At 72.9% G+C, this 16,522-nt stretch carries 16 protein-coding genes; 13 read left to right on the top strand and 3 right to left on the bottom strand.

From position 1 onward, the window contains the following. Window positions 1-19: 19 nt before the first annotated feature. Both BUB75_RS26650 and BUB75_RS26645 read right to left on the bottom strand, forming a co-directional pair. On the bottom strand, window positions 20-349 hold the full coding sequence (locus BUB75_RS26650) for a three-helix bundle dimerization domain-containing protein (protein ID WP_073260548.1): 330 nt from the start codon (window positions 347-349) through the stop codon (window positions 20-22). Between the two features lie 78 nt (window positions 350-427). Next, window positions 428-1,855 (bottom strand): glycosyl hydrolase family 28 protein, encoded by a 1,428-nt coding sequence (locus BUB75_RS26645; protein WP_178379984.1) that lies wholly within the window; start codon window positions 1,853-1,855, stop codon window positions 428-430. A gap of 417 nt (window positions 1,856-2,272) precedes the next feature. Between BUB75_RS26645 and BUB75_RS26640 the strand changes: the two genes are divergently transcribed. From BUB75_RS26640 to BUB75_RS26585, 13 genes are all read left to right on the top strand, one after another. Further along, window positions 2,273-3,040, top strand: coding sequence for a hypothetical protein (locus tag BUB75_RS26640; RefSeq protein ID WP_073260546.1), 768 nt, complete (start codon window positions 2,273-2,275; stop codon window positions 3,038-3,040). Further along, window positions 3,037-3,711 (top strand): SAF domain-containing protein, encoded by a 675-nt coding sequence (locus tag BUB75_RS26635; protein ID WP_073260545.1) that lies wholly within the window; start codon window positions 3,037-3,039, stop codon window positions 3,709-3,711. The genes BUB75_RS26640 and BUB75_RS26635 overlap by 4 nt, the downstream gene beginning before the upstream one ends. 1 nt (window position 3,712) lies before the next feature. Continuing rightward, entirely contained in the window at window positions 3,713-4,540 is an 828-nt protein-coding gene (locus BUB75_RS26630; protein ID WP_073260544.1) for a CpaE/TadZ family protein, read from the top strand. Between the two features lie 337 nt (window positions 4,541-4,877). After that, a complete protein-coding gene (locus tag BUB75_RS26625; protein WP_073260543.1) occupies window positions 4,878-6,404 on the top strand; it encodes a TadA family conjugal transfer-associated ATPase in 1,527 nt (508 codons plus the stop codon). Beyond that, complete coding sequence (locus tag BUB75_RS26620) at window positions 6,401-7,291, top strand: type II secretion system F family protein (RefSeq protein WP_073260542.1); 891 nt, start codon at window positions 6,401-6,403, stop codon at window positions 7,289-7,291. The genes BUB75_RS26625 and BUB75_RS26620 overlap by 4 nt, the downstream gene beginning before the upstream one ends. After that, a complete protein-coding gene (locus BUB75_RS26615) occupies window positions 7,291-8,142 on the top strand; it encodes a type II secretion system F family protein (protein WP_425430901.1) in 852 nt (283 codons plus the stop codon). Before BUB75_RS26620 ends, BUB75_RS26615 begins: the two co-directional genes overlap by 1 nt. 9 nt (window positions 8,143-8,151) lie before the next feature. Further along, window positions 8,152-8,325, top strand: a complete 174-nt coding sequence (locus tag BUB75_RS46480; RefSeq protein ID WP_178379983.1) for a hypothetical protein — start codon at window positions 8,152-8,154, stop codon at window positions 8,323-8,325. Between the two features lie 3 nt (window positions 8,326-8,328). Next, window positions 8,329-8,721 (top strand): TadE family protein, encoded by a 393-nt coding sequence (locus BUB75_RS26610; RefSeq protein ID WP_073260540.1) that lies wholly within the window; start codon window positions 8,329-8,331, stop codon window positions 8,719-8,721. Continuing rightward, window positions 8,718-9,152, top strand: coding sequence for a TadE family protein (locus BUB75_RS26605; protein WP_073260539.1), 435 nt, complete (start codon window positions 8,718-8,720; stop codon window positions 9,150-9,152). Before BUB75_RS26610 ends, BUB75_RS26605 begins: the two co-directional genes overlap by 4 nt. Next, complete coding sequence (locus tag BUB75_RS26600) at window positions 9,149-9,565, top strand: hypothetical protein (protein ID WP_073260538.1); 417 nt, start codon at window positions 9,149-9,151, stop codon at window positions 9,563-9,565. The genes BUB75_RS26605 and BUB75_RS26600 overlap by 4 nt, the downstream gene beginning before the upstream one ends. A 13-nt stretch (window positions 9,566-9,578) precedes the next feature. Then, window positions 9,579-12,170 carry a LysM peptidoglycan-binding domain-containing protein gene (locus BUB75_RS26595; protein WP_143175413.1) on the top strand — a complete coding sequence of 864 codons (2,592 nt, stop codon included), beginning with the start codon at window positions 9,579-9,581 and terminating at the stop codon, window positions 12,168-12,170. Window positions 12,171-12,348: 178 nt separating this feature from the next. Next, window positions 12,349-13,329, top strand: a complete 981-nt coding sequence (locus tag BUB75_RS26590; protein ID WP_073260536.1) for an ROK family protein — start codon at window positions 12,349-12,351, stop codon at window positions 13,327-13,329. A 268-nt stretch (window positions 13,330-13,597) separates the two neighbouring features. Beyond that, window positions 13,598-15,880: a bifunctional diguanylate cyclase/phosphohydrolase gene (locus BUB75_RS26585; protein WP_073260535.1), complete on the top strand. Its 2,283-nt coding sequence runs from the start codon at window positions 13,598-13,600 to the stop codon at window positions 15,878-15,880. 81 nt (window positions 15,881-15,961) lie between these two features. Here the strand turns inward: BUB75_RS26585 and BUB75_RS26580 are convergent, their stop codons facing one another. Beyond that, the gene (locus BUB75_RS26580) at window positions 15,962-16,513 is read right to left on the bottom strand and encodes a VanZ family protein (protein ID WP_073260534.1); all 552 of its coding nucleotides are present in this window, start codon (window positions 16,511-16,513) and stop codon (window positions 15,962-15,964) included. Window positions 16,514-16,522: the final 9 nt, after the last annotated feature.

Here is a 16,522-nt window from a genome sequence, read left to right as displayed (position 1 = left end):
GGCCGCCGGAACGTAGCGGTCACACCGGGCGGCCGAGGCCGTTCGGGTCGGGCTCCGGACCGGCCGCGCCGGCTCGCAACTGCCCGCCCGGCGGGGTCCCGTCGCCCCCCTCGTCCGCCAGCGGCGCCGGACGGCCGACCTCCTCGGCGAGGCGGTCGGCCACCTCGTGTTCGGTGAGTGCCGGCAGCATCGTGTCGACCTTCGCGTCCGCGGCCAGCTCGTCGTACACCTCGCGGACCTCGTGCTCGATCGTCTCGCGCTCGACCGAACCCTCGTAGCGCTCGTCGAAGCGATCGGTGATCCGGTCGAGCACCTTGTCGGTGTCCTCGAACGGGTTGTGCGTCGTCACGGCCGTCTCCCTCCCACAGGCTGTCTGTCCGGCCCTACCCGGGCCCGTTCGGCGGTTAACGGTCCAGAAGATGAACAATCACGGACCGAAGGTGACCCCGGTCGCGTAGGCGTTCGTGACGAACGCGAGCTGGCTCGGGCTCGTGATCAGCGTCGACCCGCCGTTGAACCGCAACCCACGGAAGTCGACGTCGTCCAGCAGGCCGTTCGGGTTGCCCGCGACGACGGTCGGCAGCGCCCGCGGCGGGCCGGCGAAGACGACGTCGTCCACGTCGACGCCGGTGAGCGACCCGGAGCCGGTGACCTCGAAGCCGAGGTACCGCTCCTGGCACTCCTCGACCCGGATGTCGCGGTAGTTGATGTCGCTGACGTCGCCCCCGTCGCGGACGAAGATCGAAATCGCGTCGCGGGCGTACGGGTCGCTGCGCGCGAGCTTGTGGATGACGTCGATGTTCTCGTAGCTGACGCCGGTGATCGGGGCGCCGGTCTCACGTCCGATCTCCAGCGCGTTGCCCGCGCGTCCGTTGAAGACCACCGAGTCGTGGACGTAAATCTGGCTGGTCGATCCGGCCCACGCGCCGTCGGACATGCTGCTCTTGATCGCGATGCCGTCGTCGTAACTGCGCACGAAGACGCCGTCGACCTCGACGTTCCGGGATGCCACCACGTCGATGCCGTCCGGGGTGCCGGTGCCGTCGTCGTCGCGCCAGTTGATCACCTTGATGTTCCGCAGCGTGACCTGCGCGGAGCGGCGGCTGACCACGCCCCAGTGCTTCTGCCCGAGGAAGATCGGGCCGTCGATCGTCACGCCGGTCGAGTTGTTGATCCGCAGCGGGCGTCCGTGGTCGATGACCGCGGTCGAGTCGACGATGCCGCGCCCGGTGACCGCGGTGCCGTCCGCGCCGGGGCCGCTCTCGCTGTCCGCACCGATCCGGATCTTGCCGCGCAGGATCGCGCCGCCGGCCAGGTACAGCCGCGTGCCGGGCGGTACCGCGTAGGTCCCGCCGGGGCCGGAGGCGCCGGGCACGATCTGGCCGGCCCCGTCGACCGTCCAGACGCCGGGGCCGACATAACGGGTGGTCGGCGTGTTTCCGGTGGGTGCCCCCACCTCGAGCGGGTTCGCGAACAGGAACAGCGGCGGGTAGGTGTCGGTGTCCGGGTCGATCTCGAAGCTGTAGGAACCGGGCACCGGGATCGTGAAGCGGAACGTCCGGGGCGCCAGGCGGGTCACCCGGACGGCGGCATCCCGCGGGCGTAGCACCGCGGTCGGGGAGTCCTTGCTGGTCGTCACCGTGACCGCCACCGGGCCGCCGCCGAACGAGAAGTTCGTGAACGCGCCGAGCCCGGTCGGGTGGACGGGCGAGCTGCGGCCGCCGACCGAGACCGCGTACTGGCCGGTCGTCGGCGCCCCGGGGGGAGCCGGGTAGGTGACTACGGTCGCCGCGGACGCCGGCGCGGCGCCCCACGGCGCCAGAACCGTCAAACCGAGCAGCGTCGCCGTGGCCACCAGCGTGATGCTGAAGCGTCGCAAGATACTTAAAAGACCCATACCCGCGGAACGACCCGGCCGAGTCCACAGTGATGAGAACGCGGCGACGCGCAGCCGATCGGCCACAGAGGACTGCCCGTAGCGCTCATCACCCCGGTTGGGTCGCGGTCACCGGCGTTGCCGCGGTGCGGGTGAGTATCCGCCTGTGGTGCGGGGCCCGGCGGCGAGGGGGGAGTGATCCCCCGAAGGGCGTAGTAACCCGTCGACTGTCCAGTTCGAGTCGGAAAGCGACCACTGCGCAGTGCGGCATGGGGGTGCCAAGAATGTCGTAGCGGGGGTGAACCATCCTCCGCGTATTTCCGTGGTGACGTTGCGCTATGGGTCACGCGGCGAGTTTCTGTGCCGACACAGCGCTGCCGAAGAAGGGGCTTGCGGATGCATCCGGGCAAGGCTGTCCGCGCGGCTGCGATGCTCGCCGTCGCCGCCGTGGGGTACGCGACCCTCGGGGGCCCGGCCGTCGCCGAGCCGCCACCGTCGGGCGGGGCGACGTGCCCGCCCGGCGAGGACTGCGAGGTGCGCGCCGAGCAGCCGGGGACCGGGCCGCGCCCTCGCCCGGAACCGGGTGACCCCGATCCCGGCCCAGGCCCGACCGGCCCGCCGGAGCGAGCCTGCAACAACCCGGTGTTCTGCCCGCCGGGTGAGGCGCAGCCCGAGCCGGAAGGCGAGACGGCACAGCAGGTGGCGCTCCGCGAGTTCGCGAAACTGCCGATCCGGGGGCCGCAGATCGGCGTCGCGCCCGACCCCGAGGGCTCCGGGCTGGTCGGCCTGCCGGTCTGGCTCTGGACGGACGTCACGCCGCTGACCTGGGGGCCGTACACCGCGACCGCCGCGGTGCCGGGGCTCACCGTGACCGCCACCGCGACCGCTACCCGGATCACCTGGAACATGGGCGACGGCAGGCAGGTCGTCTGTGACAACCCCGGCACGCCCTACCGGCCCTCCTACGGCAACGCCGCGTCGCCCGACTGCGGCTACCGGTACGCCCGCTCCAGCCGCTCGCAGCCCGGCGGCACGTACACGATCACCGGCACGACCAACTGGGTCGTGAACTGGGCCGGTGGCGGCCAGAGCGGCACGATCCCGCAAACCAGGCAGACCCAGATCCAGGTCCGCATCGACGAGCTCCAGGTGGTGACGCAGTGAGCCGCAGCGCGACGGGAACCCCGACGCAGACCCCGGTGACCTCGGGGCCGGTGCCGGCACCGCGGGTGGTCGGCCAGCGCCGGGTCCGCACCGGGCACCTCGGCCTCGCGGTCGCGCTGGTCGCGATCGGCGGGCTGCTCGCGGCGTTCGCGTTCTACGCCGCCACCCGCACCGGCGACTACCTGGCGGTGGCCCGCCCGGTGGCCGCGGGCGCCACGATCACCGCCGAGGACCTCGCCGTCGTGCAGGTGAACAGCACGGTCGGGCTCACCCCGCTGGCTGCGTCCGAGCGGGGCTCGGTGGTGGGCAAGCGCGCGAAGGTCTCGCTGGTGCCCGGCACCCTGCTGACGAAGGACCAGCTCACCGACGTCGAGCTGGTCGGCCCCGGCCAGCAGCAGGTCGGCATCGGGCTCAAGCCGGAACGGATGCCCGCGAAGCGGCTCAGCCCCGGTGACAAGGTGCAGCTCGTCTCCACTCCGGCACCCAATGCCACGTCGGACGAGCCGGATTCGTCGGAAACGTTTGCCGCGACCGTCGTCGACACCTCGCCGCGGACCGACAACGACGCGACGACCGTGCTCTACGTCGCGGTCTCGGCGAACGACGCTCCGCGCGTGGTCGAGCTGGCCGCCGCCGAGCGTCTCGGCGTCGTGCTGACCGGGGCCCGCTGAGATGGCGCTCGTTGTGCTGGCGTCCGCGAAGGGATCGCCCGGCGTCACGACCGCCGGTCTGGCGTTCACGTTCGCGTGGGCGACGCGCACGGTACTGGCCGAGTGCGACCCGGCAGGCGGTTCGGTGCTGGCCGGCTACCTCCAGGGCCAGGTCGACGCCGGGCGCGGGCTGATGCCGCTGGCCGTCGCCGACCTCCGCCACTCCGGTGCCAACGATCGACTGGAGAGCGAGTTCTGGGCCCAGCTGGTCGACCTCGCGCCGCCGGACCGGCAGCGGCTGCTCCTGCCGGGGCTCACCGACCCGGCCCAGTCCGGCACGCTCGCGCCGCTCTGGAACCGCTTCGCCGGCTTCTTCGCCCAGCTGGAGTTCGGCGACCCCGGCTACGACGTGGTCGTCGACTGCGGTCGGCTGGCTGCGCCTGCCACCCCCTGGCCACTGCTCTGGGCAGCGGACGCCGTCCTGCTCGTCGTCCGCCCGACGCTGCCCTCGGTGTCGGCAGCGGTGCCGACGCTGGGCGCGATCCGTGCGCAGCTTTCCGAGCGCACGGCGAGCCTGTCGTCGCTGGGGCTGCTCCTGGTGGGTGAGGGGCCCTACTCGGCGGCCGAGGTGTCGGGCCAGCTCGGTGCGCCGGTGGTCGCCGCGCTGCCGGACGACCGCAAGACCGCCGACGTCCTGAGCACCGGCGGTGACGTGCGGCTCTCGCGTCCGCTGCTGCGGGCCGCCGCGAACGCCGAGGCGCGCGTACGTGCGTTGGTCGCCGACCACCGCCAGCAGGTGCCGCGTCGCGCGGTCCGGAGGGAGGTGGCAGCGGGCCATGGGCCTTTCTGATCCGCCCACCGACACGAGCGCCGAGGCGGGCACCGGTAGCGCGCCCGTCGATCCGCTGGCGGTGCCCGAGTACGACACGCCACCACCCGCCACGAGCTATCCGCGTCCGCCCGAAGGCGAGCCGGTCCAGGTCTCGTCGGGCACAACCGTGTTCCCCCAGGCATTCCCTTCGGGGCCGGCCGGATATGCCCCGTCGGCGACGGGGATGCCGTCGAACGCGCTTCGCTCGGCGCTACCGCCGCCGCCGCGTCGCCCGCCGGGACCGCCCGGACCGCTGGGTCCGCCGAGTCCGCCGGGACCGCCGGACCCGCCGTCGTCGAGTGGATCCGATGCGGTGATGTTCCTGCCGCCCTCGGTCGTCGATGCGACGCCCCGCCGGCCGCAGCCCGGGCCTCCGCCCACCGTGGGCCCGGGGTCGGGTTCGGGGCAGGGTCCGGGGCCGCGACACGCGGCACCCGCCGCGGTCGACTACGCGGCGGTGCGGTTGCTGGGGCGGCAGATCAGCGAGCGGCTCTCGCTGTGGTTGCGCAATCATCCGGACGCTTCGGAGGACGATCGCCGTCGGGAACGGGACCGGGTCGCCGGCCAGCAGGTCGCGGAGTGGGTCGACGCACAGCGGCGGGCCGGGGTGCCGCTGGGGGCGGCGGACGAGCGGGCGCTGCTGGAGGCGGTGATCGCCGACCTGGTCGGGTTGGGTCGTCTGCAGGCGTTGCTGGCGGATCCGTCGATCGAGGAAGTGCACATCCTGGGGTGCGACCGGGTGCGGATCACCCGGCGGACCGGTGCGGTGGAGATCGGTTCGCCGATCGCGGAGTCCGACGACGAGATGGTGGAGATCCTGCAGACCGCGGCAAGGCGGGCGGGGTCGACCGAGCGGTCGCTGTCGACGTCGCGTCCGGTGCTGGATCTGCAGTTGCCGGACGGGTCGCGGCTGGCGGCGGTGTATCAGGTGTCGCACCGGCCGTACGCGGTGATCCGGCGGCACTCCACGCTGGACGTCACGCTGCCGGATCTGGCCGGTGGGCGGGGGGATCTGGCGGAGATGATCGATCCGCTGATGGGGGAATTCCTGTCCGCGGCGATGCGGGCCGGGCTGAACATCATGGTCGCCGGGCTGGCCGGTGCGGGAAAGACGACGCTGTTGCGGGCGCTGGCGGCCGAGATACCGCGGCAGGAAGCGTTCGTGGTGCTCGAGGAATCCCGCGAGCTGGGGCTGCACGCGTCGCCGCGGCATCCGTGGGCGATGTCGTTCGAGGCCAGGGAGGGGCACGGGGAGCGAGACTTCTCGGGGCGTCCGGCCGGTGAGGTGACGATCGCGGACCTGATCCCGCTGTCGCTGCGGCTGGGTGTGCTGCGGGTGATCGTCGGTGAGGTGCGGTCGCGGGAGATCGTGCCGATGTTGCAGGCGATGACGACCTCGCGGGGGTCGATGTGCACGATCCACGCGCGGACGCCGCAGGCGGTGACCGAGCGGATCATCGAGTTGTCGCTGTCCCACGGCAAGGACATGACCGTGGAGCTGGCCCGGCGGATGGCCGGGAACGCGCTGGATCTCGTGGTGTACGTGACCGTGCAGGACGAGACGCCGATCGGCGGGCGCAAGCACCGGTTCGTCTCGCACATCGAGGAGATCGACGGCGTCACCGGCGACCGGATCGCGACCACGACCGTGTTCGGCCCCGGCACCGACGGCCGGGGCGTTCCCAAGCACCTGCCGGGGCGGACCCGCGAGCAACTGCTGCGGGTCGGATACGACGCCCGCGCGCTCGGCGGCTGGATCGAGGCCGGTCACGGCGCCTGGCGACGGCCGCTGGAAAGTCTGCTCAACCGGGTGCCGACGAGCACGGCGGGGGTGATGGTGTGAACCTGCGGCTGATCGCCGGGCTCGGCGGCGCGCTGGTCGTCGCGGGGGTCGCGCTGGGCGTCTTCGCGTTGATCGGCACCGCCCGTCCGGCGCGCCCGACGTCGTCCGCCGTGCTCTGGTGGCGGCGGGCGTGGAACGGCGACGGGCTGAGCGCGCAAGACCGGCGGGTCCGGCAGGCGTTGCTGCTCGGCGCGCTGGCGGCCGGGGTACTCGGCTGGCTGTTCACCCGGATGCCGATCGCGGGACTGCTGGCCGCGCTCGCGGTGCCGGGCGTCCCGTGGCTGTTCACGGTGGGGAACAGCGAGAAGCGGGCGATCCTGCGCATCGAGGCCGTCGGGGAATGGGCGCGTCGGCTCAAGGACATCTCCGGCACCGGCGTGGGGTTGCAGCAGGCGATCGTCTCGTCCACCGCGACCGCGCCCGCGGCGATCTCCACCGAGATCGGGACGCTCGCCGCGCGGCTCCAGGCCGGGTGGAACGGGCGGATCGCGCTGCTGCGGTTCGCCGACGAGATCGCCGACCCGGTGTGCGACCAGGTGGTGGCCGCGCTGATCCTGCATCTGTCCGACCGGGGTGAGCACTTGGGCGACGTCCTGAACTCGATCGCGTCGGCGGCCTCCGCCGAGGTGGCGACGCGCCGCGAGGTGGAGGCGAAGCGGACGCAGCCGCGGTTCGCGGTCCGCTTCCTCACCGGTCTGACGCTGCTGGTGCTGGTCTACGGCGCGAGCCGCCCGGACTACATGGCGCCGTACGGCACGTCGACCGGGCAGCTCGTGATGGCCGGGCTCGGTGGCGTGTTCATCGCGCTGCTGGTGTGGGTTCGGGCGATGAGCCTGCCGCCCAAGGCGCCCCGGTTCCTCTCGGTACCCGGGAAGGGCGAGTCATGATCGCGTCCTGGCAGTTACCGGCCGCGGTGCTCGGCGGTGCGGCGGTGGGCGGTGGTGGCTTCCTGCTGATCCGGGAGATGCTGCCCGCGGTACCGGCGCTCGGCCCGGCGTTGCGCCGGCTGCACGAGCCCACGGCTACTCCCGTGGCGTCGGCGTCGGGCTTCTCCGGGCTCACGCGGAGGATTCGCGTCCCGCAGCGGGACCTGGCGTTGCTCGGCCGGACACGGGAGCAGTACCTGGTCTCGCTGCTGCTCTCCGCGTTGATCGGGTTGGCGACGCCGCCGGTGGCCGGGTTCATCTTCGCGGCCGCCGGCATCCACCTGCCGGTAGCGATCCCGGTCGGTGCCGGGCTGGTCTGCGCGGTGCTGTTCATGTTCGTCGCGCACCGGGACGTCATCGAGAAAGCCGCCAGCGCCCGGGCTGAGTTCGTCCGGGCGGTCTGCACCTATCTGGACCTGGTGGCCCTCCAGCTCGCCGCAGCGCACGGACCGGTGCAGGCGTTGGAGCAGGCGGCCACGGTGTGCGACGGCTGGGTCTTCCAGCGGATCCGGGAGGCGCTGCTCCGGGCGCAGATGCAGATGCGGTTCCCGTGGGCCGAGCTGCGGTTGATGAGTCAGGAGATCGGCGTGGCCGAGCTCGGCGACGTCGGGGCGATCATGCAGTCCTCCGGCACCGAGGGCGCCCAGGTCCAGCAGACGCTGCGGGAGCAGGCCGACTCGCTGCGGGATCAGATCCGGACGACTGATCTGGCCAGGGCCGAGTCGATCACGTCGCGGCTCGACATCCCCGGGGCGGCACTGGTGTTCGTCCTGGTCCTGTTCGTGCTCTATCCGTTCATGACGCGTATCTGAGGGAGTCTCATGAAGCTGTGGCTCACGCTGTACCTACGGGTGCAGGAACTGACGCGGGAGCGCGACCGAGGTGACGGACCGGTGCCGACCTCGATCATCATCGCCGGGCTCGCCGTGCTGGCGGCGGCGGTGGTGGCGTGGGCCACCACCAAGGCCAATAACGCGATGAACTCGGCGCCCTGACCGATGCTGCGTCGTCGCCTGCGGGGAGAGCGGGGTTCGTCGCCGGTCGAGTTGGCAATCCTCGCTCCGGCCGTGCTGCTCGCGTTGTTCGCGTCGATCCAGGTCGCGGCCGTGTTCATGGCACGTTCGGTCGCGCTCTCCGCAGCCCAGGAGGCGTCCACGGCCGAGCGCGCGTTCACCGCGCCGCCGGGGGCGGGGGAGGACCGCGGCCGGTCGTTCCTGGCCAGGGCCGGTGACTGGCTCACCGACGGCCAGGTGACGGTCGAGCGTGACGGGCAGCAGGTCACGACGACGGTGACCGGGCAGGCGATCTCGCTGATCCCGGGCTTCACGTTCACCGTGTCGCAGTCGTCCCGCGGCGAGGTGGAGCGGTTCACGACGGACGACGGTCCATGAGCGCCTACCGGGGTCTCGACGAGGACGGGTCGATCGCGGTCGAGTTCGCGATCCTGGTGCCGGCGTTCGTGCTGCTGATCGCCGTCGCCGCGGTCGTGGGCAGGCAGACCGTGGCGCAGACCGCGATCGAGGGTGCCGCCCACGACGCGGCGCGGGCGGCGTCGATCTCCCGGACGGCGGCCACCGCCCAGGCCCGGGGGGACGAGGCGGCGCGCAGCGTCCTGGAGGACCACGGCCTGCACTGCGACCCGGTGACGATCACCGTCGACACCGGCCAGTTCGCACGTCCGGTCGGGCAGCCCGCCGCGGTCACCGCGACCGTCTCGTGCTCGGTGGCGTTCTCCGACATCGCGGTGCCGGGCATGCCGGGCAACCGGACGCTGTCCGCCACGTTCACCAGCCCGCTCGACGTCTACCGGAGCCGGTCGTGAGCGGGGACCGGGGGCGGGTCAGCGTTTTTCTGGCGATCGCGCTGACCGGTGTCCTGATCCTGATCGGCATGGTCGCCGACGGCGGTGCGCGGCTCCGGGCGATGCAGCGCGCCGACAACATCGCGGCCGAAGCCGCCCGGGCGGCCGGGCAGGGCATCGACGGCGGGACGGCGATCCCCGGCGGCGAGAAGCGGCTCGACCCCGAGTTGGCCGTCCAGGCGGCGCAGACCTACCTCGCCGAGGCCGGGGTGCCCGGTACGGCGACGGTCAACGAGGAACGCACCCAGGTCGTCGTCGAAGTCCAGGTCACCCGTCCGACCGCCATGCTCGGCCTGATCGGGATCGACACGATCCAGGTCACCGGACGCGCGACGGCGGTCCTCATCACCGATCAGACCCAGCCCAACCAGTGAGACGGAGGCGGCGATGAGTTCCACGTCCACGAGCCGGCGCGCCGGTCGGAGCAGACCGCGGCAGGTGCTGTCCGGTCTCGCTGCCCTGCTCGTGCTGCTGGGGACGCTGATCGGCGTGCCTGTGCTGCTGGCCGTGCTGGGCGGCAACCCGCTGCCGGACCACGTGCCGTCGGCGGCCGAGGTCGGGAACGCGCTGACGTCGCCGGACGACGGGACGCTGTTCCTGCGGGTGCTGACGGTCGCGGGGTGGCTGGGTTGGGCGACGTTCGCGCTGTCGGTACTGGTCGAGGTGCCGGCGGCGGTGCTGCGGCGGCCGGCGCCGCGCTTGCCGGGGTTGCGGGCCCAGCAGCGGATCGCGGCGACGTTGATCGCGGCGGTGGCGCTGATCGCGGGTTCGTCCACTGTGGCGAGCGCGGCGATGGCGCCCGCGGCGAGCGCGGCGATGACGCCCGCGGCGAGCGCGGCGATGGCGCCACCCGCGGCGAGCACCGCGGGCACCGTGGGCACCTCGGTGGGAACTGCTGGGACCGTGGTGGGCACCGCCGCGCCGGTCGCCGGGTCGCTGGGTACCGCGTCGTGGTCGGCGGCGGTCCCTCGGGACGCGTTGCCGCCGCTGCCGGTACGGACGGTGTCACACCTGCCGACCGATGCGGCGTCGTTCCCGGGTAGCGCGGTCCGCCCGGTGGCGGGGGGCAGCACGTACGTGGTGGCCCCAGGGGACCGGCTCGCGGACATCGCCGCGCGGTTCCTGGGCGATCCTGATCGGTACCCCAAGCTGGCGGCCGCGAACAGTCTGTCCGATCCGGACGAGATCGCGGCCGGGCAGCGTCTCGTGCTTCCGGCGGACGCACGGGACCGCGGAGCGTCGCAGTACGCGGCGGGCCCGGTGCAGGGGGCGTCGTCCGGGAGCTACGTGGTGGCGCCCGGTGACCGGCTGTCGGACGTCGCCGAGCGGTTCCTGGGTGATCCGGATCGGTATCCGGAACTCGCGACGGGTAGCGGCGTGGATGATCCCGACGAGATCCGGCCGGGGGAGCGGATCACGCTCCCGCCGGACGCGCGCGACCGTGGCACGGACGAACACGCCTCCGGCCACGTAGACACCAAGGCCCCGGACACCAAGGCCCCAGAGGGTAAGGCCCCGGACGGCAAGGCCCCGGACGGTAAGGCCCCGGACGGCAAAGCGCCTGACAGCAAGGCGCCGGACGGGAAGGCCCCCGACGGCAAGGCTCCCGACAGCAAAGCACCGGCCGAGCCCGCGCCGGGCGGCGGCAAACCCGCCCCGGTGCCGCCGGCGCCCACCCCCGACTCACCCCGAACTCCCGACTCCACCCGAACTCCCGACCGGAGCCCCGCCACGCCGGCACCGGGCGGCGTTCCCCAGACCCAGGAACGGCCGGATTCCACCCTCCCGACGGGCGCGAGCGGCGGCGCCGACCCGCAGACCCGCCCGGCGGCCCACCACGAAGGGCTGTCCCCGCTGCTCCCGGTCGGCGTCCCACTCGCCGGGGCCGGACTGCTCACCGCCCTCCTGCTCGCCCGCGGACGCCGTCAGCAAGCCTTCGTCGGCCGCCACCGCAGGCACCGCGGCCACCGCAAGCCCCCGCCGAAGAACAACCGCCCCACGGTCGTCCGCGACGGGTTCATCGCCGCACCTCCGCGCCCCACTCCGGGGATCCCCGCCCAACGGCAGACCGAGCCCCGCGCCGACCTCCCACCGAGCACCCCGGCCGAACCGGACGCCAATGCCCGGCTCGACCTGGCGCTGCGCGTCCTGGCCACCGGCCTCACCGACCGCTCCCCGGACGAGATGCCGGACGTCCTCGGCGCCTGGGTCGAACAGGACACCGTCCGGCTCATCCTCAGCCGCCCGTGCCCCGACCCGCCCGCGCCGTGGACCGGCGCCGAGCTGACCTGGGAGCTCGCCGCCGACGCGGAGCTCCCGGACACGACCGGTGTCCCCGCGCCCCTGCCGATGCTGGTCACGGTCGGCACCCGCGGTTCCACGCCGCTGCTGCTCGACGTCGAGCGGCTCGGCGTCCTCACGCTCACCGGCGACGAGTTCCGCGCCGACGACCTCCTCCGGCACATCGGCGCCGAACTCGCGGGCGCCCCGTGGAGCGACGACGTCGAGATCTTGATCGCGGGCTTCGACTCCGAGCAGACCAACCACCTCGCGATGCTCGGCGACGGCCGGATCGAGCCGGTGCCGACGATCGCGGACGGCATCGGGAGGATGCGGCGCCGGGTCTCGCAGGCGCTGGGTATCGAGCCGAGCGCCGCCGGCCGCCACGCGGCCAAGGACGAGGAGGACGAGGACGAGTGGGCGCCGACCATCCTGCTCGCGGCCGATCCCGACCTGGAGGAGACGATCGCGCTCGGCGAGCTCGACGCCGACCTGGCCACGACCGGGCGGTGCGGGGTCGGCGTGGTCGCGTCGCTCCGCGGCGACCTCGGACGGTGGCCGCTCCCGGTGACCGAGGACGGTGCCATGTCCGCGGGTTTCATCGGGATCCACGAGCCGGACCTCCTGGCAGCACGGCTCTCACCCTCGCGGCTCGGCAGCCTCGCCGAACTGTTCGTCGACTCCGCGCTCAAAGGCTGAGCACGGCGCGAAGGCTGGGCACGGCGCAAAGGCTGAGCACGGGCGCCAAACCCCCCGCCAACCCCGCGACCCGTGACGTTCGGCATGCTGAAGACGCCCGGCGTGTCCGGGTGACCACCGATGCCGGTGCGGGTGATGGTGGCGTGTGTCCGGACCGACGGCGTGGTAGGGGAGAAGCATGGGGCTGGTCGTGGGAGTCGACGTCGGCGGCGCACGCATCGCGGCCGGCCTTGTCGACCCCGACGGTCGGGTGCTGATCCGGCAGACCGTCCCGACCCCGCCGCGCCCCACTGACCTCGTGCCTTGCGTCCAAGCCTTGGTGAACGCGTTTCGCGGCGGGTACACGATCTCGGCGGTCGGGCTGGGCATTGCGGGTTTTGTCGACCGGGACCGGTCGACGGTCCTGTTCTCATCGCTCGCCGGATGGGCGGACCAGCCGATCGGAGTGGAACTCGAGCAGCATCTCGACCTGCCGGTCGTGGTCGAGAATTCCGGCAGCGCCGCCGCCTGGGCAGAAGTGCGTTACGGCGCCGGGATCGGCGAGACGAGCCTGGTCAGCTGCGTGATCGGTACCGGGCTCGGTGGCGGGTTCGTGATCGACGGACATCCCTACCGCGGCCGGTTCGGCGTGGCGGCGGAGTACGGGCACATCCCGGTGGTCCCCGGTGGACTGCTGTGTGGGTGCGGCAACCGTGGATGCTGGCAGATGTACGCGTCGGGTGCCGCGCTGGCCCGCGAGGCCAAGCAACTCGCCGTGTCCGGAGCGCCCGAGGCCAAGCCGCTGCTCGCGCGGGCCGGGGGTGACGTCGACGAGATCGGTTACCGGGTGGTGGCCGCGGTGGCCCGGGACGGCGACCCGGCCGCGCTCGCGCTGGTCGAGAACCTGGGGCGCTGGCTGGGTACCGGCATCGCGACGGTCGCGTCCGTGCTCGACCCGGGGTGCGTCGTGATCGGCGGGGGACTGCTCGCGGCGCTGGCCGGCGTGGCAGCGAGCGCGGACGGCGACGGCGTCGAGCTGCTGCTCGAATCCGCGCGGGACGAGTTCCGCCGCAGCCTGCCGGGGCGCGGTTATCGACGCGAGGCGAGCATCGAGCCGTCGCGGCTCGGCACCGACGCCGGGCTCGTCGGGGCTGCCGACCTTGCCCGCTCCCGCCGCTGAAGTCGGGGCGTTTCGGTCCGGCGACCGACTCCCTGGTCCGCTCGGGTAGGACCGATTGGGGGTCGCGTGTCCCCCAATTGGCCCCCAGCTCGGGGGCAGTTCGTCGTGGAGCGCTGGTCTGAGCCTTTTCGGGGCGGTACGCATGCCCACGTATCTGCCATGGTGTAGCCGTGTTCGGGTGCCCGCGCGGACGTCAGTCCGTTCTCGACGGTCGCGCTGACGTGTTCGGCTGTTGCCCGGGCACGTTCGCCGCCTTCCTCGGGATGCCGTGACGTTCTCGCCAGCCTCCGGCGACAGACGTGCGGTCAACCACGACGGCGCGCTCCCCGGGGGTGCCGATCAGCTGGCCGAGGACGTCGAGAACCAGCGTCGCGCGGCCGCGTTCGTCGCCCACCGGAAAGCGGTCTGCCGGGACGAGCTGTGCCGGGTGTCCGCGGTGTGCGCGCTGGGCTGGCTGATCGCCTACCAATTGTTCGCCTGGGCGGCCAGCGGCACCTGGGCCGCGCCGCTGATCACCGATGCGCTGTACCTGCTGCCGATCGCGGCCGCGACGCTCGCCGGTATGTTCGCGGCGCGCAGCAGCACCGGCCGGATCAGGCTGGTCTGGAGCTGGCTCGCCGCGTCGCACGCCTGTTGGCTGGCGGGCGAGCTGACGTGCAGCGTCTGGGGCGTCTGGATGTCGTCCGACCGGGCCGCGGCGATCGTCGAGACCGATGCGTCGATCCCGCTCGCCGAGATCGGGTTCACGGCCTCGTACGCGCTGTTGGTCCCGGCCGCGTGGGTCGGGTTTGTGGAGACCCGGAAGCTCTGGCGAGCCCGCGCGCTGCTGGACGCCGCCCTCGTCGTGCTCGCGGTCGGGTCGGTCGCGTGGCGCCTGCTCGGCGGCACCGACCCGGTACGCGCGGACATCGTCGCCGACCTCGCCTACCCGGCCGTCGGCCTGGTGTTCGTCGTCGCGCTCGTCGGTGCCGGACTCGCCGGCCACCGCGGGATCCCGTGCTCGATCCTGCTGTCGATCGTCGGGTACCTGTTCGGCATCGTGGCCGACGCCGGGTACGCGTTCGCCGACGCGAACGACACGTACTCCGACGCCAGCCTCGTCAACCTCGGCTGGCAGGCGCAGGCCGTCCTGCTCACGCTCGGCGGCCTCGCCGCGATCCGGCATCCCGACGTGGAGCCGCCGGCGGAACGGTTCGACCACGACCGGGCGTTCGGTGCGGTGCTGGTCTCCGGTCTGGTGGTGGCGCTGCTGGTCGGTGTGGACCAGATCCGGAACCAGAAGGTCGATACGGTCTGGCTCGCGGTGACCGGTCTGGTCCTCACCGGTCTGCTCGTCCGCCAGGTCCTCACCACCCGGGAACGGACCAGGCTCGCCCAGGAGCTCGACCGCGCGCTCCAGGAGCAACGGCGCACCGCGGTGACGGACGGCCTCACCGGCCTCTACAACCGGCCGTTCTTCCAGGCGCTCTTAGGGGTCGAGGCCCGCCGGGCGATGCACGGCAACGGACGGGCCGGGCTGATCCTCGTGGACCTCGATTCGTTCGCCGAGATCAACAAGGTTCACGGCTGGGCGACCGGTGATTCGGTGTTGGTGCAGGTAGCCGACCGGCTCCGGATCGCGGCCCGCCCCGGTGACGTCCTGGCCCGGTATGGCGGTGAGGAGTTCGCGTGTCTGCTGCCGCAGACCGGTGAGGAGGCCGCGATGGAGGTCGCCGAACGGTTCCGCCAGACGCTCCGTCGGACGTCGATCGTCGTCGGGAGCGGTGCCTCGGTGGCGGTGACCGGGTCGTTCGGCGTCGCGACCGCCGCCGGCCGACCCGCCGAGGCGCCCACCGACGACGTGCCGGAGACCGCCCTGGACATGGAGCGGCTGGTGCGGGACGCCGACCGAGCGCTCTCCGACGCGAAGGGCCGCGGCGGAGACCGGGTGGTCGTCGCAGGAAGAGCCGACCGGCGGACGCTCGCCGACGACCTCGACGTCCCGGCGGAGCTCGCGTGGCTCGCCGATCGGGTCGATCGTGTGCTCAGCGACCACGAACACAGCACTGCGGTGGCGCGATGGTGTCTGCTGGTCGGCGGATACCTGGCGCTCGACCACGTCGAGCTGCGCCAGGTCGTCGCGGCCGGACGCTTGCACGACATCGGGAAGTTCGGGGTGGGCGCCGCGATCTTGCAGAAGACCGATCCGCTCACCGAGAGCGAGTGGGGAGCGCTGCGCTGCCACCCGGAGGAGGGGGCACGGCTGCTCCGTGGCGTCGGCGGGCACGCGGCGCTCGCACCGTTGGTCGCGGCGCACCACGAGCGGTGGGACGGCCTCGGCTACCCCGCCGGGATCAAGGGTGAGGACATCCCGCTCGGTGCACGGATCATCGCGATCTGCGACAGCTGGGCCGCGATGCGCGTCGACCGGCCCTACGCGCCGGCCTTGGACGCCCGCTCGGCGCGCGACGAGATCGAACGCGCCCGTGGCACGCAGTTCGATCCGATCGTCGTCGACGCGTTTCTCGCGCTGCTGGATCAGGACCTGATAGACGACCCCGCCCCTTTGTAGGCGGCCCGTCCAGAACGAGGCTGACGGCCGTCTCGCGCGGTTGCGACCAAAACTAGGTCGCGGCCCTCACTGCGACGGACGTCAGCCTCGCCCTGGACGGGCTCCAGGTTCGAGCAAGAACGGGCGCGCCTGGCGGCGCTTCATGATGTGGACGCTGAGCGCGGCGGCGGTCGCGCCCACCGTGTTGAGCAGGACGTCGTCGACGCTCGTCACGCGGCCGATCGCCAGGGCGTACTGGAGAGCCTCGACCGCGAGGGAGCCCGCGCAGGCGAGCGCCGCCACCGTCGTCACACGGAGGTCCCAGCGCAGCGGGGCGCAGAACCCTAGCGCTGCGAACACCAGCAGGTTGCCGCCGATCTGCTCCACGGCGACCGCGGGCTCACCGCTGAGCTGGGACAACAGCCCGACCAGGGGCACCGCTTCGATCGACCGTCCCGATCCGCTCGGGGTCAGGATCATCCAGAGCCAGGGCGCGGTGCCGACCACGAGCCCGACCTCGGCGAACGACCACCGCCACGGATGCGGCGACCCGCGACGGGTCCGCCACCGCGCCAGCGCCACCACGAGACCCGCCGCCGGCACCAGCGCGATCGTCGCCACCGCCACGACGTTGCCCCACGCGCCACCCACCATGGGCGAGAT

It is taken from the genome of Cryptosporangium aurantiacum, assembly GCF_900143005.1.
Taxonomy (GTDB): Bacteria; Actinomycetota; Actinomycetes; order Mycobacteriales; family Cryptosporangiaceae; genus Cryptosporangium; species Cryptosporangium aurantiacum.
Note: the sequence above shows the minus strand (reverse complement) of the source record. Positions and strands in the feature narration are given on the sequence as shown.